Below are 24,102 nucleotides of genomic sequence, written 5' to 3' on the forward strand. Positions count from 1 at the left end.
CGTTCCCCGCGTGCGCTCATGCTGTGCGGTGCTTCCCTCGCCATGGTCCTCTCGCTGCCGGGCTGCGTCGGGCCGAAATACCAGAAACCCGATCTGTGGTCGCCCACCCAGTATGACATGCATGCCCATGCCGGCCAGAAGGGAAGCCTGACCACGCCGGACGCGCCCGATGTCAACTGGTGGAAGATCTTCAACGATCCGACCCTGACCTCGCTCGAAACGCGACTGGCGACCCAGAACCTCGATATCCAGCGTGCCACGGCACAGCTGGCGCAGAGCCGTGCCCAGCTGCTGATGGCTGGTGCTGAGCGCTTTCCCGGGCTTTCTGCCAGCGGGTCCTACACCCGCTCGCAATACAGCACCAAATCACTGCAGCGCATCCTTTCCGGTGTCGCCAAGGATAATGCGACGGCGCTGGGTCAGCAAAACGCCAATCTGCTCGATCAGAGTGTGGGGTCTGCCACAATTCCCCTGCTCAACCAGTGGAAATACTCGATCGACGCTCAGTATGAGGTCGATCTGTGGGGGCGTGTGGCGCGCCAGTATGAAGCTGCCAAAGCCGATCTACAGGCGACGGACGAGCAGCGTCGTGGTGTTCTGATTGCTCAACAGGCCGACATGGCCAATGATTATCTGACACTGCGTGGCCTGCAGGAACAGTTGCGCATTACCCAGGCCAATCGCGATACGCAGGCCCAGACACTCTCTCTCGCGAAAGAGCGCCAGAAGAGCGGTATCGTGACTGAGCTCGATGTGACGAGTGCCGAGAGTCAGCTTGACTCGACCACGGCCCAGATTGCCCAGATCGAGCAGCGTATTGCCCAGCAGATCAATGCGATCAGCCTGCTTCTCGGCTCGCCGCCTGGCACATTGAACGACGAACTGACGCGCACCGCCGGCATTCCGGTCGTGCCCCCCCGCGTGCCAGTGGGTGTGCCTTCCGAATTGGCCCAGCGACGCCCCGACATCCGGCAGGCTGAGGCTCAGCTTCACGCGGCTGTCGCGAATGTGGCCGAGGCGGAGGCTGAATTCTATCCCAAGATCACGATCAGTGCCGATTTCGGTCTGCAATCGCTTTCGTTCCGCGATCTGGGTTTCTGGAACGCGCGTGCGTGGAATATCGGTCCGTCCATTTCGCTTCCTATTTTCCAGGGCGGTCGGCTGCGTGGCCAACTTGAGCTTAATCGTTATGCCCAGAAAGCGGCAGCAATCACCTATCGACAAACAGTTCTCGGTGCCTGGCGTGATGTGGACAACGCCCTGGTGGCCTATCGTGACGAGCAACGCCGTCGCGACGGGTTGCAGGCAGCAGTCATGGCGGGCCAGCGCGCGCTCAAGCTCTCGCAGGAGCAGTATCGCAGCGGTCTGACAACCTACCTCAATGTGCTTTCTGCCCAGCGCGACCTGCTATCGGCACAGTTGCAGCTGGCCGATAGCACGACGACCATCGCAAGCAATCTGGCGCGGCTTTACAACGCCCTTGGCGGGGGGTGGGAGACACAATTCCCGCAAGACAAGCCAGAAGACGCCACGGTTCGACAACTGGGGAATGACAGTCCGCGGCGCGGTTGATCACGTGATTGTTTGAGAAGGATAAAATAATTAGTCGATCTATTGGGGGTTGAGGGCTTTTTCATTCTGCTCATTGAGAAGGATGGAGAAAGACCATGTCGACCCTCGCTGACCAGCTTCGGAATGTTATCGGGCAAGCGCCCGTTTCTGAATCCTGCAAGCTGGTCATTTTTGGAGCGGGAGGCGATCTGACCCGCCGTCTGCTTCTTACCTCGCTCTATGATCTTGCCGTTGCAGACGCTCTGCCTGTGGGATTCCAGATCATCGCGATCGACCGAGCGGAACAGACTGGCCAGGATTGGGCTGACCGTCTGTTCACGCTGGCTGAGCAGGATGGGAAAGATCCTTCCGCGGAATTCTCATGCCCGCATCTCGATCGTGCTACGTGGGACCGGGTAACGCACAACGCCCACTATATTGCGGGAGACTTCACCCGCCCCGAACTTTTCGTCACCCTGGCGGAAACCCTTGGTGACTCAAGCGCCATTTTCTACTGTGCGGTTGCGGCTCGTTTCTTCGAGCCAATCGCCACGGCGCTGGGCAAGGCAGGGCTTTTCAGGGAGGAGGGAAAATTTCGTCGGATCGTCATCGAAAAGCCATTCGGTCATGATCTGACATCGGCGCGTGCTCTCGACGAGGCCTTGCGCCAGCAGGCCCGCGAGAGCCAGATCTATCGCATCGACCATTTCATGGGCAAGGAAGCCAATCAGGGTATTCTGGTAGCCCGCTTCTCCAACGTCCTGTTCGAGCCAATCTGGCGACGCGAATATATCGACCATGTGCAGATCACGGCCGCCGAGACGATTGGCGTTGAAAGCCGGGGCGCCTTCTATGAGCATACGGGTGCCCTGCGCGACATGGTGCCCAACCATCTGTTTGTCCTGCTCAGCCTCATTGCAATGGAGCCACCATCCTCTCTGGCCGCTGAGGCGATACGTCAGGAAAAGACGCGATTGCTGGAAGCCATACGCCCGGTGCGCGCGCAGGATTGCGTGACGGGCCAGTACGGGGCAGGTGAGATTGCCGGGTCACCCGTCGCGGCCTACCGCGGCGAACCCGGGGTTGCGCCCGATAGTCAGACAGAAACCTACGTCGCCATGAGGCTGGATATCGATAACTGGCGCTGGGGTGGGGTGCCGTTTTATCTGCGCACGGGCAAACGCATGAAGGCCCGACGCACCGAGATCAACATTGTCTTTAAAAAGCCGCCTTATGCGCTTTTCAATCAGGACATGAACGACCCGCGCACAGGTAATGTCATCCGCTTTCTTCTCGATCCTGTCCGGGGTGTCTCCATAGGGTTTGATGCCAAGCAGCCCGGACTGGAAGAGGTGATTGCCCCCGTAACCAGCAGTTTTCTCTACGACTCGTTTTTCCCGAAAGTGCCGAATGTCGGCTATGAGGCGCTGTTACATGACTGCATGGCAGGTAACCAGATGCTTTTCCAGAGCGCTGGCACCATCGAGGCCGCCTGGGCTGCGATTGATCAGATAGCGACCAGTGCTGTAGCGCCGAGTTTCTACGCGGCGGGGTCGCAGGGACCCGAGGAGGCAGATGCGCTTCTCGCGCGTGACGGGCGGCGCTGGATTCCGGTGGCGTGACGGCCCCCGCGCAGCGCAGGTTGCCTGAATGTTGTCGGGCCGCGTCCTCCGTTAGGCGATCATCGGGTCTCCGGCCTACAGAATGGGGCGCCACAACGGGCGCCTTACAGGTCGTTCAGACTGCTGTTTTACACAGGTATCCAGAAGCCTTGGGTTGAAAGAATTGCGAATGAGTATGGCGATTGAGAATCATGCCGTTATCGGTGATCTGCGCACGACAGCGCTTGTCGCACTGAACGGGTCGATCGATTTCATGTGCTGGCCGCGTTTCGACAGCCCGAGCGTCTTTGCCTCCCTGCTTGAGCCCAGCGCCGGGTTCTTCGAGCTGGCGCCCGTTCTCGAGGGCGGGCGTTTCCGGCAGTTCTATGTGCCGGACACGAATGTCCTGCTGACGCGCGTTCTCTCCCCTGAGGGCGTGAGCGAAATTTCCGATTTCATGACGCTGGCCCCTGATTATCCTGAGCAGCGGGTGATAAGGCGTGTCAAAGCTGTTCGCGGTACGCTGCGCTTCAGGCTGCATTGCGCCCCCCGGTTTGACTATGCCCGTGTCGGCCATAAGGCCCGTGCCCTGAGTGACCGGGTGATCCTGTTCGAGCCTGAGCGACCCGACCTGCCGAGCCTGCGTATCAGCTCGACCATACCCATGACGATCATCGGCGATGATGCCTGTGCCGAATTCGTGCTCGAACTGAATGAGACGGCCATTTTCATGCTTGATAGCGTGACGACGGACCAGAATCTTTGTCTTGAAGACCACTGGACATCCAATGCCTTCAAGGCAACAGCCAATTACTGGACCGACTGGGTGGCGCGCGCCAAGTATCACGGGCGCTGGCACGATCATATCACGCGCTCGACTCTCGCCCTCAAGCTGCTGACCTCAGCCGAATACGGGTCGATGGTTGCGGCGGCGACCTTCGGCCTGCCTGAAGATCCGGGCGGGGTCCGTAACTGGGATTACCGTTATTGCTGGATCCGTGATTCGTCGTTCATGGTCTATGCCTTCATGAAAACGGGCCATACGGAGGAGGCCACCGCCTTTATCCGCTGGCTGCATGAGCGCCGACTGGACGCCCAGCCGGGTGAGGCGCGGCTGAAGGTCATGTATGCGATCGATGGCAAGGCCTTCGTACCCGAAACCGACCTGACGCATTTCCGCGGGTTCAGGGACTCGCGACCCGTGCGTATTGGCAACGGGGCAGAGGATCAGCTCCAGCTCGATATCATCGGTGAGATGATGGACGCCGTGTATCACGCCGATCGCCACTGCGAACGGATCAGCTGGAAGGCCTGGGAATCAATCGCCGAGGGTATTGACTGGCTGTGCACGGCCTGGAACCAGCCCGACGAGAGTATATGGGAGGTCCGTGGCGGCAAGAAGCACTTCCTGTTCTCACGTATCATGTGCTGGGTGGCCCTTGATCGTGCCATCAGGATGTCGGAAGAGCGTGGTCTGCCAGCCCGTATCGCTGTATGGGTGCGTGAGCGGAACGCCATTTACATGGATGTGCAGAATAATTTCTGGAGTGACGACCTTCAGTATTACGTACAGTACAAGGGCGGTACTGCAATCGACGCGTCCTGTCTGCTCATGCCGCTCATGGGTTTCATCGGTGATCACGATCCACGATGGATGGCAACGCTGAAGGCCGTGGGCGACCAGTTGCTCGATGACAGCCACGTCTTCCGCTATCATGTGGCCGAGGGAGATAATGAGGATGGTCTGGAAGGGCGGGAAGGAACTTTTACGATGTGCTCGTTCTGGTACATTGAATGTCTCGCCCGCTCAGGCGACCTGCTGATGGCCCGGTTCCTGTTTGACAAGACCCTTTCATACGCCAATCACGTCGGTCTTTTTTCCGAGGAAATCGGTCCGGCTGGCGAGCATCTGGGCAATTTTCCTCAGGCTTTCACGCATCTGGCGCTCATCAGGGCAGGACAATATCTCGATCAGGCCCTGTCCCGGCAGGCAGTGGGAAGTTAAGAATAAGTATCAACAAGTCATCACGGCAAAACCGTGATGACGGGTGAGGAGTTGATAATCAATATCAATAAAAACAGGACTGTTTAAATACTAATAATCACGGGTTCGTGTGCTCCCCTTCAGGTGATAGGCAGGGACTTGATGTGATGCTAGGCAATGGCGCAGAAAAAAACCTCACGACCACTGGCTTTTTAGTTCCAGACCGGTGTTACACGCCGTTATGGCACGCAGGCCTTGTGGTCCCGTCGGGAATAGGTGGTTGCGCCAGTGTCTCAGTTTCTCGCAGATCATGCTTTAGCGATCTACGTGGCCTTTACGGTCATTTTCCTTTGCATCGTGGTGGCGCTGTCAGCTGCTCTCGGCCCTCGTCGTGTTGGTGCGGCACGCGGTCGCTCCATGAGCCTTCCTTATGAATCGGGCATTCTCTCCACCGGCTCGGCGCGTATCCGCCTGCCGGTGCAGTATTATCTGCTCGCCGTCTTCTTCGTTATTTTCGACGTGGAAGGCGTGTTCATCTACTCATGGGCTCCCGTGGTGGTCGAGGCTGGTTGGGCTGCCTTCATCTCGGTTGCGACCTTTGTCGTCTTTCTGACGCTCGCCCTGGTCTATCTCTGGCGCAGTGGTGCCCTCGAATGGGGCCCCAAGCACCGCCGCATGCCGGTCAAGGTGCCGCCCAACTCCCCCGTTGAACTTGTCAAAATCCCCGAGCGCGAGGTCGTATAACGATGACTTGGACTCTTACCTCCGCCGTCGGCGAGCCCCGTCTGCAATCCCCTGAGGAACTTCTGGCGCACGAGGACGTGCGCCGTAATCTTGTTGTGGGCAAGCTTCAGGATTTCATTTCCTGGGGGCAGAAGAACTCGGTCTGGCCGTTCAATTTCGGCCTGTCCTGCTGCTACGTGGAAATGGCGACGGCATTTACCAGCCGTTACGACATTGCCCGCTTTGGCTCCGAAGTGCTGCGCGCTACCCCGCGTGAAGCCGATCTGATCGTGATTGCAGGCACCGTGTTCCGCAAGATGGCTCCCATCGTGAAGTATCTGTACGACCAGATGCTTGAGCCGCGCTGGGTCATCTCCATGGGATCCTGTGCCAATTCGGGCGGCATGTACGACATCTACAGCGTCGTGCAGGGTGTCGACAGCTTCCTTCCTGTCGATGTGTATGTGCCGGGCTGTCCGCCGCGCCCCGACGCCCTGCTTGAGGGGCTGATGCTGTTGCAGGACTCCATCGGCAAGCAGCGCCGTCCGCTCAGCTGGATGGTGGGCGATCAGGGCGTAACCAAGGTGACGCCTGCAAGCATGCGCGACCTCAAGCGTGAAGAGCGCATGGCGGTCACCAAGCTGCGCACGCCCGACACGATCTGAGGAGCCTGCAGCCATGAGCGAAGTTTTCGACAACAGCCGCGCAGCAGGCATGGGCACGGGCAGCATGGGGGCCTCGGTCGCCGCTTTCCCGCCGCACATGATCATGATGGAAGAAGCCACGCGTGATGGCGTGCCGACTTTCTGGGTCTCGCGTGGCCAGATCCGTGCCGTGCTTCAGGCGGTCAAGGCCGGTGGCGCGCTGCGCATGCTGCTCGACCTGACCTGTGTGGACGAGCGCCAGCGTATCCATCGTGACAATCTGCCGGCATCCGACTTCACGGTCATCTACCACATCCAGTCCTTCGACGGGCCGATCGATGAAGTGCGCTTCAAGGTGCCGCTTGCTGTCGATGATGCCAATATTGCGTCCATCACCGATATCTGGCCGAATTCAAACTGGCTCGAACGTGAGGCATGGGATCTTTTCGGTGTCGTGTTCGAGGGGCATCCGCATCTCTCGCGCATCCTGACGCCGCCGACCTGGGTCGGGCATCCCCTGCGCAAGGATCACTACGCCCGCGCGACCGAGCGCCCGCCCTATACGCTCTCGGAAGACCAGGTTTTCGACGAGCAGGAAGCGCTGAAGTTCGACCCCGAATCCTGGGGCATGAAGCGTCATTCCGACAATAGCGACTTCATGTTCCTCAACCTTGGCCCGAACCATCCTTCGGTGCATGGCGTGTTCCGCGTCGTGCTGCAGCTTGAGGGTGAGTTCATTGTCGATGCGGTGCCCGATATCGGGTTCCATCATCGCGGTGCTGAGAAAATGGCCGAGCGCCAGACCTGGCACAGCTACATCCCCTATACCGACCGTATCGACTATGTCGGCGGGGTGATGAACAACTTCCCCTATGTGATGGGTGTCGAGAAGCTGGCAGGCATCACCGTGCCGCCGCGCGCTCAGCTCATTCGCATCATGCTGGCCGAGTTCTTCCGTATCTCCAGCCATCTCGTGTTCTACGGAACCATGGTGCAGGATCTGGGTCAGCTCTCGCCGGTCTTCTACATCTTCACCGATCGCGAGCGCGTTTTCGAGATCATCGAAAAGATCTGCGGCTTCCGCATGCATCCGGCCTTCTTCCGCATCGGCGGCGTGGCGATGGATCTGCCGCAGGGCTGGGATGGCGAGGTTCGCGCCTTCCTCGATTATCTGCCCAAGCGTCTGGACGAGTACAACGAACTCGTCATGAAGAACCCGATCTTCAAGGCCCGTACGAAGGGCGTAGGCGTCTATACGACCGAAGAGGCCGTGGATTGGGGTGTGACAGGGCCGGGGCTGCGCGCCACGGGTCTGGAATGGGATTACCGTCGCAAGGCGCCCTATTCGGGCTATGACCAGATCGACTTCGATATCCCGACCGCCGTCAATGGCGATTGCTATGACCGCGCTGCGGTGCATATCGAAGAGATCCGCCAGAGCCTGCGCATCATTCGCTACTGCCTCGATAACATGCCGGGCGGGGCCTACAAGGCCGAGCATCCGCTGGCCATGCCGCCGCCGAAGCCGCGCACGATGCATGACATCGAAACGCTCATCCATCACTTCGTGGGCGTCAGCTGGGGGCCAGTCATTCCGCAGGGCGAAGTGCGCTCCTGCATCGAGGCGACCAAGGGCCTGAACCAGTATTACCTTGTGAGCGATGGCGGCACGATGTCCTACCGGACGCGTATCCGCACACCGTCGTTCATTCATCTGCAACAGCTTCCGATGCTGTCACGCGGCACCATGATTGCCGATCTGATCGCCATCATCGGAAGCATCGATTTTGTGATGGCCGATGTCGACCGCTGAACTTACGGCGCAGGACGCCGAACTCCCCAAGGATCTCGTCGATACCTTCATCGACATGGCGGCCCATGAGCATCACCCGCGTGGCGCCGCCATTGAGGCGCTGCGTCTGGTGCAGGAGCGCTTCGGCTGGATCAATGACGCGCATCTTGCCCATACGGCACGGATCTTGGGCATGTCCCAGGCCGATCTGGACGGAATTGCCACCTATTTCAACCTGCTGTTCCGCAAGCCAGTCGGCAAGAACGTGGTCATGCTCTGTGACTCCGTGTCCTGCTACATCATGGGTGCGGAGCAGACACGCGAGCGCCTGTGCAAGAAGCTGGGCGTGAAGATGGGCGAGACGACGCCGGACGGTGAATTCACTGTTCTGCCTATCGTCTGCCTTGGTCACTGCGACCATGCGCCGGCCATGCTGGTCGGCAAGGACCTGTTTGGTCCTGTCCGTCCGGAAGATATCGACGGGATCATCGACGACATTCGGGCGAGGAAGAAGTGATGACTGGTCTCAACCCCGAAAAGCAGCCGCTTCTGGCGCTCGTCAATCGCGAGACGCCGCTCGATCCGGCTGGCTATGACAGAAAGGGTGGCTGGCGCGGTCTGCGCCGCGCCCTTGGCATGAGCCCTGCGGAGATCATCACCGAGGTGACGGACTCCAAGCTGCGCGGACGCGGCGGCGCCGGGTTCAGCACCGGCATGAAATGGAGCTTCGTTCCCAAGGAATCCTCCAAGGACCGCCTGAAATACATCGTCGCCAATGGTGACGAGATGGAGCCGGGCACCTTCAAGGATCGTATCCTTGTCGAGGGCAACCCGCTCCAGCTTATCGAAGGCATGATCATCTCGGCCTATGCCATCCAGGCACGGCACGGCATCATCTTTCTGCGCGGTGAATATCATCTGGGTCTGGAGCGCCTTCAGCAGGCGGTCATCCAGGCCCGTGAGGCCGGGTTCCTTGGCGAGAACATTCTCGGCTCGGGTTTCGATTTCGATCTGCATGTTCATCCCTCCGCCGGTCGCTATATCTGCGGTGAGGAAACGGCCCTGATCACGGCGCTGGAAGGCCGTCGCGCCAATCCGCGCGCCAAGCCGCCTTTCCCGCAGATCGGTGGTCTGTGGGGCGCACCGACGGTCGTCAACAACATCGAGACCTTCAGCAACATCCCGCATATTCTTGCCAATGGCACCGAATGGTATCTGGGGCTGAGCGCCTGCGTCGATGGTGGCACCAAGCTTTACGGTGTCAGCGGTCGCGCCAAGCGTCCGGGTGTGTTCGAGCTGCCGCTCGGCACGTCGCTTGGCGTGATCCTGAATGAGTGTGCTGGCGGGATGCAGGATGGCTACAAGCTGCGTGCCTTCCTGCCCGGTGGTGCCTCGACCGCGTTCCTCGGGGCCGAGCACGCTGATATCATCATGGATTACCCGACGCCGGAAAAGGCGGGCAGCCGCCTTGGCACGGGTCTGGCCATCCTGCTCGATGACAAGACCAGCCCGATCGGGATGATCCGCAATCTCGAGCATTTCTTTGCGCAGGAATCCTGTGGCTGGTGCACGCCCTGTCGTGACGGCCTGCCTTGGGTCGAGCGTCTTCTGATTGCCATTGAGGAAGGGCGCGGCACGCCGGAGGATATCGATCGCCTTCATGACGCGGCCCGCCTGATCGGCCCGATGGGACGCACCTTCTGCGCCCATGCGCCGGGTGCGATTGCGCCTCTGGCCAGCGGCCTGAAGATGTTTGCCGAGGATTTCCAGCGAATGGTTAGCAAGCCCACCTCCGGTACCGCAGAGAGCGGCGCCGCAGGGCAGGCGGCGTAGGAGGAACGGCCCGATGGCAAAAATCGTAATCGACGGCCGCGAGGTTGAAGCACGTTCAGACGTGAACCTTCTGCAGGCCTGTCTCGAGGCAGGGGAAGACCTGCCCTATTTCTGCTGGCACCCGGAACTCGGGTCTGTCGGTGCGTGCCGCCAGTGCGCCGTCAAGCAATATGCCAATGCCGACGACACGCGCGGTCGTATCGTCATGGCCTGCATGACGCCGGTAACTGAAGGCGCGATCATCTCGGTTGAAGACCCCGAAGCCAAGGAATTCCGTGGCGAGGTGGTCGAGTGGCTGATGACGAACCACCCGCATGACTGCCCGGTCTGTGAAGAGGGTGGCGAATGTCACCTCCAGGACATGACCGTGATGACCGGTCATCGCGAGCGTCGCTATCGCTTTGACAAGCGCACCCACAACAATCAGGAACTCGGTCCTTTCGTGAAGCACGAAATGAACCGCTGCATTGCCTGCTATCGTTGCGTGCGTTTCTATCGCGATTATGCGGGCGGCCAGGATCTTGGCGTGTTTGCCTCGCATAACAACGTCTATTTCGGCCGTCACGAGAGCGGTACGCTGGAGAGCCCCTTTTCCGGTAACCTCATTGAGGTCTGCCCGACCGGCGTGTTCACCGACAAGCCGTTCTCGAAGATGTACAGCCGTAAATGGGACATGCGGGGCGCACCGTCTGTCTGCTCCAACTGTGCAACGGGCTGCAACACCATCATCAATGAGCGCGCTGGCAAGGTTCGCCGTACACTCAACCGCTACAATGATGAGGTGAACCGCTACTTCCTGTGCGATCGCGGTCGCTTTGGACATGGCTGGGTCAACGCCCCCACGCGCCTGCGTTCGGCAGGTTATGTGATCAATGGCGACATGACGCCGGTACCGGCCCAGGCCGCGCTGGATCATTTCGGCAAGATCGCGGCTTCGGGCAAGCTGGTTGGCATCGGCTCGCCGCGCGCCTCGCTGGAATCCAACTACGCCCTGCGCAAGCTCGTCGGTGCCGAGAATTTCTCGACCGGCATGGCCGAGCCGCAGCATAGCCTGGTCAAGCTGGCAGTGTCGCTTCTGGCCGCTGGCCCAGCGCGTATCGCTACCATGCATGAGATGGAAACCGCTGACGGCGCGCTGATCCTGGGTGAGGATGTCTCGGCAACCTCGCCGCGCATGAGCCTGGCACTGCGCCAGATCAAGCGCACGGCCTTTAACAAGGCCGCCGATCAGGCTCGTGTCCCTCACTGGATGGACGCCTCGGTGCGGACGCTGGGTCAGGACACGATCTCGCCGCTCTTCGTGGTGTCGCCCACGGTGACGGATCTCGATGGTTTCGCGCAGGACGCCATCCGCGCCATGCCGGAAGATGCGGCACGTCTCGGCTTCGCCATCGCGCATCGCATCGACGCGTCGGCGCCCGATGTGGCTGGTCTGACCGACGCCGAGGCAGCTTCTGCTTCGCTCATTGCTGAAGCGCTGCTGGCTGCCGAGAAGCCCCTGCTGATTTCGGGCCTGCAATACGCTTCGGCAGCCCTGCTCCAGGCAACGGCCAACATTGCCTCTGCTCTGGCTGCCAAGGGCAAGACGCCGCTCATCAGCTTCGTCCTGCCGGAAGCCAACTCGATGGGCCTCGCGCTGATGGATGGGCTCTCGCTCGACGAGATCGCCGCTCGCGCCGCCGATGCCACGCTGATCGTTCTCGAAAACGATCTGAGCCGCCGCCTCGATGGCGCGCAGTTCGAGGCGCTGGTGGGGAGTGTGGCCAATCTCGTGGTGCTTGATCATTCGGTCACCCCGACGGCCATTCGCTCTCAGGTTACCTTCCCCTCGGCAGCCTATTCCGAGACGGATGGCACGCTGGTCAGTGCCGAGGGCCGCGCCCAGCGCTTCTTCCAGGTGGTCTATCCCGACGCCCCGCTTCAGGCGGGCTGGCGCTGGATTGCCGATATGGCGCAGGCGGCTGGCCTCAGCCATGTGCAGCCCTGGGGCAAGCTGGACGATCTGATCGCCGAGATTGCCGCGACGATGCCGGTTTTCGCCCGCATCCCCGAGGCAGCACCGGGTTCGGACTATGAACTCGAAGGCACGCCGCTGCGCAGCCAGACGCATCGCGTCAGCGGACGCACGGCTATTCGCGCCAATATCAGCGTGCGTGATATCCCGCCGCCGAGCTCGCCCGACACCCCGCTGCATTCCACGATGGAAGGCTCCTACAGCACCGACATGCCCGGCACGCTCGTGCCGTTCTATCAGGTGCCGGGCTGGAACTCTGAGCAGTCGTTGAACCGCTTCCAGCAGGAAATTGGTGGCAAGATGCGCGGTGGTGATTGCGGCGTGCGTTTGGTGGAAGGGGTGGCCAATGCGGCAGGCTCCTATGCCATGGACGTGCCGTCGGCTTTCGCCCCGCGTGCCGGTCAGTTCATGCTTCTGCCTGAAGCCCGCGTATTCGGCACAGATGAAATGAGCATGATGGCCCAGCCGATTGCCGAGCGCGCCGCCCCTGCGGTGGTGCGTATCGGCGGTACCGTGGCCAAGGGTGCTCAGGTCCGTCTGTCGCTGAATGGCGAAGTGTTCACGGTCGATGCCGTCTCTGACTCTTCTCTGCCCGAAGGTGTCGCCACATGCCCGCCGCATATGGTGTCCCGCTCCTGGTCGGCACCGGGCTGGGTTTCTCTTGAAATCATGGCGCCTGCCGAGCGTATTGGAACGGAGAGCGCGGTATGATGCCCATCGTGTGGCCAATTCTTGTGATCGTCGTGACCGTCTTTGGCGTTCTCGGCGTCGCAGCGGTCTCGACCATGCTGGAGCGTCGCCTGCTCGGCGTGTTCCAGGATCGCCCCGGCCCCAACCGCGTCGGCCCGTTCGGCCTGTTTCAGGTCATCGCCGATGCAATGAAGATGCTGTTCAAGCAGGACTGGATTCCGCCTTTCGCGGACAAGCCGGTCTTTCTTGTTGCGCCGATCATCGGCTTTCTGGCCGTTCTGCTCTGCTTCGGCGTCGTGCCTATCACCCCCATCTGGGGTGTGGCGGGTGAGCTGAATGTCGGCCTGCTCTTCATCTTCGGCATGCTGGGCCTTGGCGTCTATTCGGTGGTTCTCGCCGGGTGGTCGTCCAACAACAAATACGCCCTGCTTGGTGGCATGCGTGCCGCCGCCCAGATGATCTCCTATGAAGTGTTCATGGGCCTGTCGGTCATGGGCGTTGTCATGGCGGCCGGTTCGTTCAGCATTCGCGACATCGTGGAAGCCCAGACAAATTGCTGGTTCATCATCCCGCAATGCCTGGGTGCCGTGATCTTCCTGCTTGCCGGCATTGCCGAAACGCATCGTCTGCCTTTCGACTTCCCGGAAGGTGAAAACGAAATCGGCGCAGGCTTCCATACCGAGTATTCGGGCATGAAATTCGGCATGTTCTACCTTGCCGAATATGCCGGTGTCGCGCTCAGCTCGGCCCTGATCACCACGCTTTATCTTGGTGGCTGGCATGGCCCGTTCCTGCCGCCCTTCCTGTGGTTTGCGATCAAGGTTTTCCTGCTGATCTGCTTCTACATCCTGCTGCGCGCAGCACTGCCCCGTCCTCGTTACGACCAGCTGATGTCCTTCGGCTGGAAGGTGCTGCTGCCGCTGTCTCTTCTTAACATTCTGGTCACCGGCGCGGTCGTTCTGCTGCGCGCGGGCGTCTGAGAGGGGGCGCGCCATGCTTGGTATTCTCCGCACCATATGGATGACGTTCCTGCACATGTTTCATCGCAATGAAACGGTGCAGTATCCGGACGTCAAACCGTACCTGTCCCCCCGCTATCGCGGTCGTATCGTCCTTACCCGCGATCCGAGCGGCGAAGAGCGCTGCGTGGCCTGTAATCTGTGCGCCGCGGCCTGCCCGGTGGATTGCATCAGCCTGCAGAAAGGCGAGAAGGAAGGGCGCTGGTATCCGGAATTCTTCCAGATCAATTTCTCACGCTGCATCTTCTGCGGTTTCTGTGAGGAAGCCTGCCCGACCTACGCCATTCAGCTCACGCCCGATTTCGAGATGAGCGAATATGTGCGCCAGAACCTGGTTTACGAGAAGGAAGACCTCCTGATCAGCGGACCCGGCAAGGTACATGATTACAGCTTCTATAATGTGTCGGGGCTCAAGATCCCGGGCAAGAACAAAGGTGAAGCCGAAAATGAAGCCAAGCCTATCGACATTCATGCACTGATGCCCTGATCATGAATATCATGCTTGAACTCTATGGGCTGATCGCCATCGGCGCGACCGCGTTGGCGATTACCCGCACCATCCCCGTTCACGGCCTGCTTTACCTTGTCGTGTCGCTTCTGGCGCTTGCCTGCATGTTTGAAGAGCTGGGCGCGCCTTTTGCCGCCATGCTCGAAATCATCGTCTATGCCGGCGCGATCATGGTCCTGTTCGTGTTCGTGGTCATGATGATCAATCTGGGCCAGCCCGACCAGCTTCGTGAAAAAGGCTGGTTTGCCGGTGGCGCCTGGATTGGCCCCAGCGTGATTTCGCTGCTGCTGATGGGTCTGCTGGTCTATGGCGTGAGCCACAACACCATGGCGGTGGGCACTGTTGGCGCGCCGATCGGCCCCAAGGCGGTCGGCCTGACGCTTTATGGCCCCTATATCCTGACCGTCGAGCTCTCCTCGTTCCTGCTTCTGGCAGGGCTTGTGAGCGCCTATCACATCGGCCGCCGGATCGGAGGGAAATCCTGATATGACTGCTGCCGATCCCAATGGCGCGCTCATTGTCGCCGTCATACTCTTTTCACTCGGAGCGTTGGGCGTCCTTGTCCGTCGCAACCTGCTCTTCATGCTGATGTCGACCGAAATCATGCTCAATGCCGCTTGCCTCGCATTCATCGCGGCGGGCAATCGCTGGCATATGGCGGATGGTCAGGTCATGTTCATCATGGTGGTCGCCTTCGCTGCTGCGGAATCCGCAGTTGGCCTGGCCATCATCCTGCGCATGCATGCAGCCGGACGCTCCACGCTAGATGCCGATACCGGCAATCGTCTGGGGGGTTAGTCTCGTGGCCATGCTGCTTCCACTTGTCATCTTCTGCCCCCTGGCGGTCTCCATCATCCTGATGCTGACCGGGGGCAAGCTTCCCGCACGGGCGACGACGCTTCTCGTCGGCGCCGGTATGGGGCTTTGTGCGCTTTTCGCCGTCATTTCGGCCTATAGCTTCCTTTCCGGCCCGGACTCGCTCGGTTCGCTGCACGTCGTGCTGTGGAACTGGATGAATGTCGGCTCCTTCAACGCCCAGATCGCGCTCACGCTCGACCGGCTCTCCCTGGTCATGATGCTGGTCGTGTCCTGCGTCGGCTTCCTCATTCTCGTCTATGCGTGTGCCTACATGTATGACGACGAGGACATCGCGCGTTTCTTCACCTACATGACCCTCTTCGTTGCCTCCATGCTTCTGCTGGTTCTGGCATCGGATCTGCTGGGTGTGTTTATCGGGTGGGAAGGCGTGGGCCTTTGCTCCTATCTGCTCATTGGCTTCTGGTATGGCGAGCAGGCCAATGCCATCGCCGCGCGCAAGGCCTTTGTGGTTACGCGTGTGGGCGATGCGCTGTTCCTGCTGGGTATGCTGCTTATGGCAACAGCCGTTGGCTCGCTGGACATCCCGACGCTTCTGGCCGTCGGCCCCCATGCCGCACCGCGCACGCTGACGCTGGGCATGTTCCTGCTGCTGGGTGGTGCGATGGCCAAATCGGCGCAGGTGCCGCTCCAGACCTGGTTGCCTGACGCCATGGCCGGCCCGACGCCAGTCTCGGCGCTCATCCATGCTGCGACCATGGTCACGGCGGGTGTCTATCTTCTGGCGCGTCTGCATGGTCTGTTCGTTCTTACGCCGCTGGCGATGTTCGCCTGCGCCATTGTGGGTTTCGTGACCATTCTGCTCGCTGCGGGCAGCGCTCTGGTCCAGACCGACATCAAGCGCATCCTCGCCTATTCCACCATGAGCCAGCTCGGCTACATGTACCTCGCGCTCGGTTGCGGCGCCTGGCATGCCGCCATGTTCCATCTTGTCACCCATGCCTTCTTCAAGGCTCTGCTCTTCATGGCGGCGGGTTCGATCATCCTGCGTGTCCATCACGAGCAGGACATCTTCAAGATGGGTGGTCTGCGCAAGGACATGCCCTGGGTGTTTGCAGCCTTCCTGATTGGTTCGGCTGCACTGGCGGGTCTGCCGCTGATCACCGCCGGTTACTTCTCGAAAGAGCTCATTCTGGGCAGCGCCTATGATCTGAGCCCGATCTTCTGGGCCGGTGCACTGTTTGGTGCCTTCCTGACTTCCATCTATATCTTCCGCTGCGTGTTCATCGTGTTCTGGGGCGGGCATCGCACCCATGCACATGGCAAGTCGGGCATCGCCATGGCCCTGCCCATGGGGATCCTGTCCGTGCTCGCCATTGCGGGCGGCTGGATGGAAATGCCGGATGCCATCGCACACGTGCATATCTTCTCCAATCTTCTTTCCCCCGTGCTCGGTGCCCTGCCTGAAGAGCACAACACCAGCCTGCTCATTCTCGGCTCTCTCGTGCCGATTGCCGGCGTGACCATCGCCTGGACGCTGTGGCGCCCGAAAGGCGAAGCGCCGGTTGCAGCCGAAAGCCCTGCCATTTCGACGCTGCGCGCCGATTGGGGTTTCGACACGCTGTATGACCGGATTTTCGTACGGCCGTTCATGGTGCTTGCCCATCTGAACCGTCGTGATTTCATCGATCGTTTCTATGATCTGGTTGCAGCCCTTACCCAGGGCGGTGGATACGCTGTTGCGAAGCTGCAGAGCGGCCAGGTGCGTCGCTATGCCGGCTGGATCGCAGCAGGAACGGTTGCAGCTCTTTGTCTGGCGGTATGATGATGTTGGCACTTCCCGCTCTTGTTCTGATCCCCTTCATCGGGGGTCTTGCAGCCTGGCTTGTCGGGCTGCGCGGCGCCTCGCGCGCGGCGTCGGTTTCCTCGCTCATCACGCTTGTGCTGATGGTGATCCTGCTTGCGCAGGTCACACTCAGCGCATTGTCAGGCGGTGCCAGCGCCGGGGGATGGCTTGGCCATTTCTCCATGGCCTGGGTGCCAATGCTGGGCATCAATGTCCGGCTCGACATTGACGGTCTGAGCCTCGTCATGCTGTGGCTCAACGCGCTGATCTCCCTGCCTTGCGCGCTGCTCAGCGCACGCAACGTGGCAGATCGCGCAGGCCTGTTTCACTTCCTGCTGCTGGCGACGGTGGCCGGGATCAACGGCGTCTTCATGGCGACCGATCTGTTCCTGTTCTTCTTCTTCTGGGAGCTGATGCTTCTGCCGCTCTTCGGGGTTATCCTGATCTGGGGTGATGCAGGGCGCCAGCGCGCTGCGCTGAAGTTCTTCCTGTTCACGCAGGGAAGTGGTCTGCTGATGCTGCTGGCCATTCTTGGCCTTGTCATCGTCAACGCCCAGCGCACCGGCGTCATTACGTTCGACTACTTTGCCCTGTCGCAGACGGCGCTCATTGCGCCCATCGCCCCGGTGCTGATGCTCGGCTTCTTCATCGCTTTTGCGGTCAAGCTGCCTATGGTGCCTTTCCATTCGTGGCTGCCAGACACCTATGCAGCATCGCCTGCCGCTGCGAGCATTCTGCTTTCGGGTGTTCTGGCCAAGACAGGTGGCTATGGCCTGATCCGCTTCGTGGTCATGCTCTTCCCCGGCGCTGCGGCGCATCTCGCACCCATCGCCATGACGCTTGGCGTGGTCGGTATCCTGTACTGCGCATGGCTTGCCGTGGCGCAGGACGATATCAAGCGCCTCATTGCCTATTCCTCCATCAGCCATCTTGGCTTCATCCTGCTGGGTGTGTTCTCGGGCACACGCATCGGTATGGAGGGTGCCATCGCCCAGATGGTGGCGCATGGTCTCAGCACAGGCGCTCTGTTCGTGATCGCGGGGCTTCTGGAAGATCGTCTGGGGACGCGTGACATGTCGCGCATGGGTGGGCTCTGGCCTGCCATGCCGCAGTTCTCGGCATTGGCCATGTTCTTCGCCGCGGCCTCGCTTGGCCTTCCGGGGCTGGGCAACTTTGTCGGTGAGTTCCTGGTGCTCATGGGCACATGGCAGGTCAGCCATACCATGACGTTCTTCGCAGCGGCTGGTCTGGTGCTGTCGTCGGTCTATTCGCTCACCATGATGCTGCGCGTCTTTTATGGTCCGAAAAAGACCGATGCCGTGGCACCGCTTGGTGCGCCTTCCGTGCCGCATCTCGCTGTCCTTGGTGTGGCAGCCCTTCTTCTCCTTGCGCTTGGCGTCTATCCGCAGCCGGTTCTCAACCTGTCGGCACCGGCCAGCCCCCATGTCGTGAGCATCGCTCAGGAGCAGGCCCAGTAATGTCTTTCTCGTTCCTCCCCAATGCGGTGCTGGTGCTGTGCCTCGGAAGCCTGGTGCAGCTCGCAGCCATCTCCTGGCGGCGTCATGTCGTTCGTGATGCCATTCTGTGCGTGATCGTTCTACTGGCATCGCTGGCCTCGATCATGCTGCCGACCGTGCTCGTCATGACGGGTGCCACCCCGCTTTTTGCGCCCGATACATGGGCCTCTTTTGCCGGTGCGCTGATCATTCTCTCCGCACTGGCAATCGTGCTGATGTCGCGCCATGGCGCCATCAGTGCTGACCCGAGTGTGAACAGCGAGTATTTCCTGCTGCTCACACTGGCCACACTGGGTGGCGTGGCCATGACCGGCGCGGTTCATTTTGTGTCGTTCTTCCTTGGTCTCGAAACGCTCAGCCTGGCCCTGCTTGGCCTGATCGCGTTCCACAACCAGCGTCTCGACGCCGGTGAAGCCGCGATGAAGTATCTGCTTCTTTCGGGTGTCGCATCGGCCACGATGGTGTTCGGTTTTGCGCTGATCTACGCCGAGACCGGATCGCTGCGTTTTGCAGCCCCCGATCTCAGCCATGTTCCCGAGCCGATCATTGGTGTGATGGGGGTTATCCTCATCCTGTCGGGCATGTTCTTCAAGCTGTCTGCCGTGCCGTTCCATCTCTGGCTGGCCGATGTGCTTGAAGGTACGTCCGTACCGGTGGCCGCCCTGGTCGCCGTGACATCCAAGATCGCGCTTTTTGCGGCCATGCTGCGCTATTTCTCCGCCGTCAATCTCTATGCGCCCAGCGCACAGGTGAACGAGATCCTGATCGTGGCCGTGCTCAGCATGCTGGGCGGTAACCTGATGGCCGTGGTGCAGACGGATCTGCGTCGCCTGCTTGCCGGGTCGTCCATCGCGCATGTGGGCTATCTGCTGGTGGCTTTCCTGTCACCGGGGCCGTTCGGCGTGGCTTCGGCTGCCTTCTACCTTGCGGCCTACGCGATCTCGACGCTCGGCGTGTTTGCCATCATGAACGGTGTGCTGCCCCAGGGTACCGATATCCGTGAATGGCACGGGCTGTTCCGTCGCAAGCCTGCTGCAGCGCTGGCCATGTCGATCATGCTGATTTCGCTGGCAGGTATCCCCCCGGCAGTCGGCTTCTTTGCGAAGTTCTATGTGGCGGCTGCGGGCGTTTCGGCCCATCGCACGCTTCTGCTCTTCGTTCTGATCGCCAGCAGCACGATCGGTCTGTTCTACTATCTGCGCCTGATCCTGATCATGCTGACGCCTGCGCCAGCAGATCGCGAGACCCGCGCGGAGCTGACGGCGCCCACGCCGGTCAATGCTGCACTGATCACCGTGCTGGCCTGCGCCACCATCCTGCTGGGCATTTGCCCCAGCACGCTGGTCCAGCGCAGCCAGTCTCTGGTTGTGGCCCCGCCTCTCCCTGCGGCGCCAGCAACCTTGCCCTGACGAAGGCTCTCCCGAGCTGGCGACTACATGGCAGCCAGTTCAGAAAGTCGATGAAAGCTGCATGTCCGTCGGGCGTGCAGCTTTTTTTATGCGCATTGTCCGGTCAGGAGAGGTATCACCGGGTCATGAGTTCCGCCCCCATTCGCAAAGGCTGGTGTCCAGCCCTTCATGCCCCAATGCAAACGCATGATGGCTGGCTGGTGCGTGTCACCCCGGACCCCACAGGACTGAACCCCGGGCAATCGGGTTTTCTGGCGGATTATGCCGCGCGTCATGGCAATGCGCGCATCACGCTCACCCTGCGCGGCAACCTCCAGATTCGGGGGCTCGATCATCAGGCCGCGCTCGATTTCACGTCGCATGCTGTGGCGCGCGGTCTGGGCCTTGAGGCGCCACAGCAGGAAGCAAGGCGCCGCATCCTGTTTGCATCGCCTCTGGCTGGTCTCGATCCCGATTGCGCTGACGACACCTTGGCTCTCGCGCATGAAATCACGCAGGCGATGCAGGATTTGCCGCCCTTATGGCGTCCGCCGGAGAAATTCAGTTTTGCTGTCGATGGTGGTGGGTTGGTCCCCTCAGGGGCGCTGCGGGGTGATCTGGCCCTGCGCCACGAGGCGGGGGAGTGGGCTTTGTATGAGGGTGCCCTTCGCCATCAACCGGACAGGGCGGAGCTGGTCGCCGAAGTGCTGGCGGCGCTCCAGCGTTCTGCGCGTCGGGCCGTTGCAGATCGGGCATTGCATCGGGCGGCACCATTTAGGGGGGCGATACCGTCTTTGCTCGGTCCTTTCCTGCCCGGGTGTTTTGGTGCTGTGGCGGTGCTGGGTGAAATCAGTGCCCAGACTCTTGCCTCCATTGCTTCTGCCGGCGCGGCGATACGGCTGACACCCTGGCGCGGGCTGGTGCTCGATCGCCCGGTTGCAGCCCATGACCTGATAACCGACCCTCAGGACAGGCGAGCGGACCTCGTGGCCTGTCCGGGCGCAGGGCGCTGCGCACAGGCCCATGCGCCAACACAACGCGACGCGTTGTCGCTGGTGACCGAACTGCACGGCAGACGGCTCCATGTCTCGGGCTGCGCCAAGGGATGTGCTTCGCGCGGTAGTCATGATGTGACACTGGTGGCGGGGCCAAAAGGATATGATCTCGTCTGGCAGGGGAGTGTCTCTGATCGACCTGCCGAGTCTGGTCTTGACATCGAGGACGTGCGAAGGCGTTTGCGTCGGGCATGACAGGAAGAAACGAGACGGCCCATGACCGGGGGGAGCGCATGACCGAAGAGAGTTACGACTATATCCGCGACGGCGCTGAGATCTATGCCCGGTCCTTTGCGACAATCAGGGCTGAGGCCGATCTCTCGGCTTACGGTCATGACGAGGCACGCGTTGCCGTCAGGGTTATTCATGCCTGTGGCATGGTCGATATCACCCGTAATCTCGCTTTCGCTGCCGGCTTTGTCGCCGCGGCGCGTACCGCGCTGCTGGCTGGAAGGCCTGTCCTGTGTGACTCTGAGATGGTGGCTCATGGTGTGACGCGTGCGCGGTTGCCAGCCCATAACCAGGTCATCTGTACCTTGCGTGACATGCGTACACCGGAGCTGGCCAGATTTATTGGCAACACGCGATCGGCCGCGGCGGTCGATCTTTGGGGGAGCGACCTGGAGGGCGCGGTCGTGGCGATCGGCAATGCACCGACAGCCCTGTTTCGCCTGCTGGAACTCATCCGGCAAGGCGGCAAGCGTCCCGCAGCCATTATCGGCATGCCGGTCGGCTTCATTGGCGCCGCGGAGTCCAAAGAGGCACTGGCATCCTTCAATGAAATCCCCTGGGCGATCGTACGGGGCAGGCAGGGGGGAAGCGCCATGGCGGCTGCCTGTGTCAACGCGTTGGCCAGCGAGAGCGAATGACCGGTCTCTGCCAGATTCTCGGCATGGGGCCGGGCGACCCGGAACTGCTGACCCTCAAGGCGGTGCGTTACCTGCAGGCCGCCGATGTCGTGGCGTGGTTCGCTGCTTGCGGCAAACCGGGCCATGCGCGTGTCATCGCCGGTGATCATGTGCCCTCAGGTGCAGAAGAACTGCGTTTCGACTATCCATTCACCACGGCTGTGCCGGTGGAGGACCCGCGTTATCTGGTCGATATGGCCGCATTTTACGACCGTTGCGCCCAGAGGCTGTCAGAAGAGCTGGCGAAAGGGCGCCGGATTGCGCTTTTGTGCGAAGGCGACCCGTTTCTGTACGGCTCGGCCATGTATCTGTTTGACCGCCTCAGCCCGCATTTTCGCTGCGAGATCGTGCCGGGTATTACCGGGATGAGCGGTTGCTGGTCAGCCGCCCATCTGCCGATGGTGCATGGTGATGATATTCTCAGTGTATTGCCTGCAACGCTCGATGAAGCCAGTCTTTCTGCCTGGCTCGCACGGGGTGATGCGCATGTGATCATGAAGATCGGGCGCAATTTCGCGAAAGTGCGTGCAGCCTTGCAGCAAAGCGGGCGCCACGAGAAGGCGGTCTATGTCGAACGCGGCACACAAGCCGGGCAGATCTGCCTGCCGCTTGATCAGGCGCCGGAAAAGGCTCCTTACTTCTCCATGGTCCTCGTGCCGGGGCGAAAGCGTGCCCGATGAAGCCTGTTCTCTATGTGGTCGGTCTTGGGCCCGGTGCAGCGGGTCAGATCACGGCTGAGGCGCGTGAGGCGTTGGCTGCGGCAACCGATGTGCTGGGTTACGGGCTTTATGTCACTCGCGCCTTTGCACTGGGCGCTGGGGAGCACGCAACGCCCCATGTGACGGATAATCGTGAGGAACTCGATCGCGCCCGCCATGCGCTCGATCTGGCGATGAGCGGGCGAGTGCCTGTGGTCGTCTCGGGCGGGGACGCGGGCGTTTTCGGCATGGCGAGCGCCGTGTTCGAGGCCGTGGCAGGCGGGCCACCTGCGTGGCGTGCTATCGATATACGCGTCATACCCGGCATCAGTGCCGTGCTCGCCGCGGCGGCGAGGCTTGGGGCGCCGCTCGGCGGCGATTTCTGTGTGATATCGCTGTCGGATAATCTCAAGCCCTGGGACATCGTGGCGCGCCGTTTGAAGGCCGCGGCCGAAGCCGGATTTGTGATTGCGCTCTATAATCCCCGTTCTTTGGCGCGCCCCGGCCAGCTCGATCAGGGTTTAGAGGTGTTGCGTCGGGTGCTGCCAGGGGAGACCCATGTCGTATTTGCCCGCGCCATAGGCCGCCCTGGAGAGCATGTCCTGCATGTGTCCCTGGCTCAGGCCAGAGGTGAGGATGCGGATATGAGCACGCTGGTGCTGATTGGCTGCGCCTTCACTCATCTGGTCGAACGCCCCGGCGAAGCCCCCTGGCTCTACACGTTGCGTCGCGTACCCTGAAGCCGGGGATCGCCGCAGGTTACGCCGCCTTCTGAGCCGCGAAGCCTGATCCGTTCCAGCCATGTCATGGCGGCCTCGACCGTATCGACTTCCTCGGCAGGCGGAAGAGGCGGGCGATCGACCATGATGACCTCAATACCAAGTTGCCGGGCCGCCTCCAGTTTGGGCGCTGTGGCCGCTGCACCGGCATTTTTTGTCACGAGACAATCGATGCGATGCTTGCGAAACAGAATGAGTTCGTCGTCAAGCCGGAAGGGGCCGCGTGCGAGCAGGAGGGTCGCGCCGTCTGGCAGCGCATCGCCGGGCGGATCGATACTGCGCAGAAGGTAATGATGCGGCGTATGCCTGAATGGTTCGAGATCCTTGCGTCCTGTCGTCAGGAAAACCCGGCGCGGCGTCGTTCCCAGCATGGCGGGCACGGCGCTGATCCATGGCGCATGGCGCCATATCGCCCCTTCTCCGGCTTGCCATGCCGGGCGCGTGAGGCGCAGCAATGGGCGCGAACAGGCCATTGTCGCCGCAACGGCATGATGGCTTATGCGCGCAGCGAACGGATGGGTGGCATCGATCACTACGTCAGCCTCATGGCGGGTCAGCCAGGCGCTCAGCCCGGCGATGCCGCCAAACCCCCCCATGCGCATACGGGACGGAACAGGCAATGCCGACGCTGTGACACCCGCCAGAGAAAACGTGATATCATCACTCCCCCGGGACTCCAGCGCGTGACAGAGTTGGCGCGCCTCGGTGGTGCCCCCCAATATCAGGATATGCATTC

General features: G+C 61.0%; 21 protein-coding genes. 20 read left to right on the forward strand and 1 reads right to left on the reverse strand.

Translation table 11 applies throughout. The annotated features are described in order from the left end of the window. Positions 1 to 18 precede the first annotated feature (18 nt). The 20 genes from ACWNRM_RS05140 to cobJ all read left to right on the forward strand — a co-directional run bounded on the left by ACWNRM_RS05140 (position 19) and on the right by cobJ (position 23,327). A complete protein-coding gene (locus ACWNRM_RS05140) occupies positions 19 to 1,572 on the forward strand; it encodes an efflux transporter outer membrane subunit (RefSeq protein ID WP_485169864.1) in 1,554 nt (517 codons plus the stop codon). A gap of 95 nt (positions 1,573 to 1,667) precedes the next feature. After that, entirely contained in the window at positions 1,668 to 3,173 is a 1,506-nt protein-coding gene (gene zwf, locus ACWNRM_RS05145) for a glucose-6-phosphate dehydrogenase (protein WP_485169743.1), read from the forward strand. 169 nt (positions 3,174 to 3,342) lie between these two features. Then, complete coding sequence (locus ACWNRM_RS05150) at positions 3,343 to 5,157, forward strand: glycoside hydrolase family 15 protein (RefSeq protein WP_485169742.1); 1,815 nt, start codon at positions 3,343 to 3,345, stop codon at positions 5,155 to 5,157. 267 nt (positions 5,158 to 5,424) lie between these two features. Continuing rightward, a complete protein-coding gene (locus ACWNRM_RS05155) occupies positions 5,425 to 5,880 on the forward strand; it encodes an NADH-quinone oxidoreductase subunit A (RefSeq protein ID WP_222548295.1) in 456 nt (151 codons plus the stop codon). Between the two features lie 2 nt (positions 5,881 to 5,882). After that, positions 5,883 to 6,524 carry an NADH-quinone oxidoreductase subunit B gene (locus ACWNRM_RS05160; protein WP_023979422.1) on the forward strand — a complete coding sequence of 214 codons (642 nt, stop codon included), beginning with the start codon at positions 5,883 to 5,885 and terminating at the stop codon, positions 6,522 to 6,524. A gap of 13 nt (positions 6,525 to 6,537) precedes the next feature. After that, positions 6,538 to 8,316, forward strand: a complete 1,779-nt coding sequence (nuoC, locus tag ACWNRM_RS05165; protein ID WP_023979423.1) for an NADH-quinone oxidoreductase subunit C/D — start codon at positions 6,538 to 6,540, stop codon at positions 8,314 to 8,316. After that, positions 8,303 to 8,812, forward strand: a complete 510-nt coding sequence (nuoE, locus tag ACWNRM_RS05170) for an NADH-quinone oxidoreductase subunit NuoE (RefSeq protein ID WP_023979424.1) — start codon at positions 8,303 to 8,305, stop codon at positions 8,810 to 8,812. Before nuoC ends, nuoE begins: the two co-directional genes overlap by 14 nt. Continuing rightward, positions 8,812 to 10,128, forward strand: coding sequence for an NADH-quinone oxidoreductase subunit NuoF (gene nuoF, locus ACWNRM_RS05175; protein WP_122040333.1), 1,317 nt, complete (start codon positions 8,812 to 8,814; stop codon positions 10,126 to 10,128). The genes nuoE and nuoF overlap by 1 nt, the downstream gene beginning before the upstream one ends. Positions 10,129 to 10,141: 13 nt before the next feature. Further along, positions 10,142 to 12,853 carry an NADH-quinone oxidoreductase subunit NuoG gene (gene nuoG, locus ACWNRM_RS05180; RefSeq protein WP_485169741.1) on the forward strand — a complete coding sequence of 904 codons (2,712 nt, stop codon included), beginning with the start codon at positions 10,142 to 10,144 and terminating at the stop codon, positions 12,851 to 12,853. After that, the gene (gene nuoH / locus ACWNRM_RS05185) at positions 12,850 to 13,812 is read left to right on the forward strand and encodes an NADH-quinone oxidoreductase subunit NuoH (protein WP_485169740.1); all 963 of its coding nucleotides are present in this window, start codon (positions 12,850 to 12,852) and stop codon (positions 13,810 to 13,812) included. The genes nuoG and nuoH overlap by 4 nt, the downstream gene beginning before the upstream one ends. A gap of 13 nt (positions 13,813 to 13,825) precedes the next feature. Then, positions 13,826 to 14,338, forward strand: coding sequence for an NADH-quinone oxidoreductase subunit NuoI (nuoI, locus tag ACWNRM_RS05190; protein ID WP_023979429.1), 513 nt, complete (start codon positions 13,826 to 13,828; stop codon positions 14,336 to 14,338). 2 nt (positions 14,339 to 14,340) lie between these two features. Continuing rightward, entirely contained in the window at positions 14,341 to 14,844 is a 504-nt protein-coding gene (gene nuoJ, locus ACWNRM_RS05195) for an NADH-quinone oxidoreductase subunit J (protein ID WP_023979430.1), read from the forward strand. Between the two features lies 1 nt (position 14,845). After that, entirely contained in the window at positions 14,846 to 15,157 is a 312-nt protein-coding gene (gene nuoK, locus ACWNRM_RS05200; RefSeq protein ID WP_023979431.1) for an NADH-quinone oxidoreductase subunit NuoK, read from the forward strand. Then, on the forward strand, positions 15,126 to 17,000 hold the full coding sequence (nuoL, locus tag ACWNRM_RS05205; protein WP_485169738.1) for an NADH-quinone oxidoreductase subunit L: 1,875 nt from the start codon (positions 15,126 to 15,128) through the stop codon (positions 16,998 to 17,000). Before nuoK ends, nuoL begins: the two co-directional genes overlap by 32 nt. Then, on the forward strand, positions 16,997 to 18,499 hold the full coding sequence (locus ACWNRM_RS05210) for a complex I subunit 4 family protein (protein ID WP_338107079.1): 1,503 nt from the start codon (positions 16,997 to 16,999) through the stop codon (positions 18,497 to 18,499). Before nuoL ends, ACWNRM_RS05210 begins: the two co-directional genes overlap by 4 nt. Next, positions 18,499 to 19,947: an NADH-quinone oxidoreductase subunit N gene (locus ACWNRM_RS05215; protein ID WP_023979434.1), complete on the forward strand. Its 1,449-nt coding sequence runs from the start codon at positions 18,499 to 18,501 to the stop codon at positions 19,945 to 19,947. The genes ACWNRM_RS05210 and ACWNRM_RS05215 overlap by 1 nt, the downstream gene beginning before the upstream one ends. Before the next feature lie 125 nt (positions 19,948 to 20,072). Beyond that, positions 20,073 to 21,176 (forward strand): precorrin-3B synthase, encoded by a 1,104-nt coding sequence (locus ACWNRM_RS05220; protein ID WP_485169737.1) that lies wholly within the window; start codon positions 20,073 to 20,075, stop codon positions 21,174 to 21,176. Beyond that, positions 21,173 to 21,850 carry a precorrin-8X methylmutase gene (locus ACWNRM_RS05225; protein WP_485169736.1) on the forward strand — a complete coding sequence of 226 codons (678 nt, stop codon included), beginning with the start codon at positions 21,173 to 21,175 and terminating at the stop codon, positions 21,848 to 21,850. Before ACWNRM_RS05220 ends, ACWNRM_RS05225 begins: the two co-directional genes overlap by 4 nt. Continuing rightward, entirely contained in the window at positions 21,847 to 22,569 is a 723-nt protein-coding gene (locus ACWNRM_RS05230; RefSeq protein ID WP_485169735.1) for a precorrin-2 C(20)-methyltransferase, read from the forward strand. The genes ACWNRM_RS05225 and ACWNRM_RS05230 overlap by 4 nt, the downstream gene beginning before the upstream one ends. Next, positions 22,566 to 23,327, forward strand: a complete 762-nt coding sequence (gene cobJ / locus ACWNRM_RS05235; protein WP_485169734.1) for a precorrin-3B C(17)-methyltransferase — start codon at positions 22,566 to 22,568, stop codon at positions 23,325 to 23,327. The genes ACWNRM_RS05230 and cobJ overlap by 4 nt, the downstream gene beginning before the upstream one ends. Here the strand turns inward: cobJ and ACWNRM_RS05240 are convergent. Beyond that, complete coding sequence (locus ACWNRM_RS05240) at positions 23,303 to 24,100, reverse strand: cobalt-precorrin-6A reductase (protein WP_485169733.1); 798 nt, start codon at positions 24,098 to 24,100, stop codon at positions 23,303 to 23,305. The two genes, cobJ and ACWNRM_RS05240, sit on opposite strands and share 25 nt — an antisense overlap. Between the last annotated feature and the right edge of the window lie 2 nt (positions 24,101 to 24,102).

Source organism: Asaia sp. A2 (assembly GCF_057319415.1).

Bases quoted from the DNA above. Each gene is read 5' to 3' on its own strand.
- ACWNRM_RS05240 (WP_485169733.1), bottom strand. From the start codon at position 24,100: ATGCATATCCTGATATTGGGGGGCACCACCGAGGCGCGCCAACTCTGT.
- ACWNRM_RS05210 (WP_338107079.1), top strand. From the start codon at position 16,997: ATGATGATGTTGGCACTTCCCGCTCTTGTTCTGATCCCCTTCATCGGG.
- zwf (WP_485169743.1), top strand. From the start codon at position 1,668: ATGTCGACCCTCGCTGACCAGCTTCGGAATGTTATCGGGCAAGCGCCC.
- nuoH (WP_485169740.1), top strand. From the start codon at position 12,850: ATGATGCCCATCGTGTGGCCAATTCTTGTGATCGTCGTGACCGTCTTT.
- ACWNRM_RS05225 (WP_485169736.1), top strand. From the start codon at position 21,173: ATGACAGGAAGAAACGAGACGGCCCATGACCGGGGGGAGCGCATGACC.
- ACWNRM_RS05160 (WP_023979422.1), top strand. From the start codon at position 5,883: ATGACTTGGACTCTTACCTCCGCCGTCGGCGAGCCCCGTCTGCAATCC.
- nuoF (WP_122040333.1), top strand. From the start codon at position 8,812: ATGACTGGTCTCAACCCCGAAAAGCAGCCGCTTCTGGCGCTCGTCAAT.
- ACWNRM_RS05140 (WP_485169864.1), top strand. From the start codon at position 19: ATGCTGTGCGGTGCTTCCCTCGCCATGGTCCTCTCGCTGCCGGGCTGC.
- nuoC (WP_023979423.1), top strand. From the start codon at position 6,538: ATGAGCGAAGTTTTCGACAACAGCCGCGCAGCAGGCATGGGCACGGGC.
- ACWNRM_RS05215 (WP_023979434.1), top strand. From the start codon at position 18,499: ATGTCTTTCTCGTTCCTCCCCAATGCGGTGCTGGTGCTGTGCCTCGGA.
- nuoG (WP_485169741.1), top strand. From the start codon at position 10,142: ATGGCAAAAATCGTAATCGACGGCCGCGAGGTTGAAGCACGTTCAGAC.
- cobJ (WP_485169734.1), top strand. From the start codon at position 22,566: ATGAAGCCTGTTCTCTATGTGGTCGGTCTTGGGCCCGGTGCAGCGGGT.
- ACWNRM_RS05220 (WP_485169737.1), top strand. From the start codon at position 20,073: ATGAGTTCCGCCCCCATTCGCAAAGGCTGGTGTCCAGCCCTTCATGCC.
- nuoL (WP_485169738.1), top strand. From the start codon at position 15,126: ATGCCGATACCGGCAATCGTCTGGGGGGTTAGTCTCGTGGCCATGCTG.
- nuoJ (WP_023979430.1), top strand. From the start codon at position 14,341: ATGAATATCATGCTTGAACTCTATGGGCTGATCGCCATCGGCGCGACC.
- ACWNRM_RS05230 (WP_485169735.1), top strand. From the start codon at position 21,847: ATGACCGGTCTCTGCCAGATTCTCGGCATGGGGCCGGGCGACCCGGAA.
- nuoE (WP_023979424.1), top strand. From the start codon at position 8,303: ATGTCGACCGCTGAACTTACGGCGCAGGACGCCGAACTCCCCAAGGAT.
- nuoI (WP_023979429.1), top strand. From the start codon at position 13,826: ATGCTTGGTATTCTCCGCACCATATGGATGACGTTCCTGCACATGTTT.
- nuoK (WP_023979431.1), top strand. From the start codon at position 14,846: ATGACTGCTGCCGATCCCAATGGCGCGCTCATTGTCGCCGTCATACTC.
- ACWNRM_RS05150 (WP_485169742.1), top strand. From the start codon at position 3,343: ATGAGTATGGCGATTGAGAATCATGCCGTTATCGGTGATCTGCGCACG.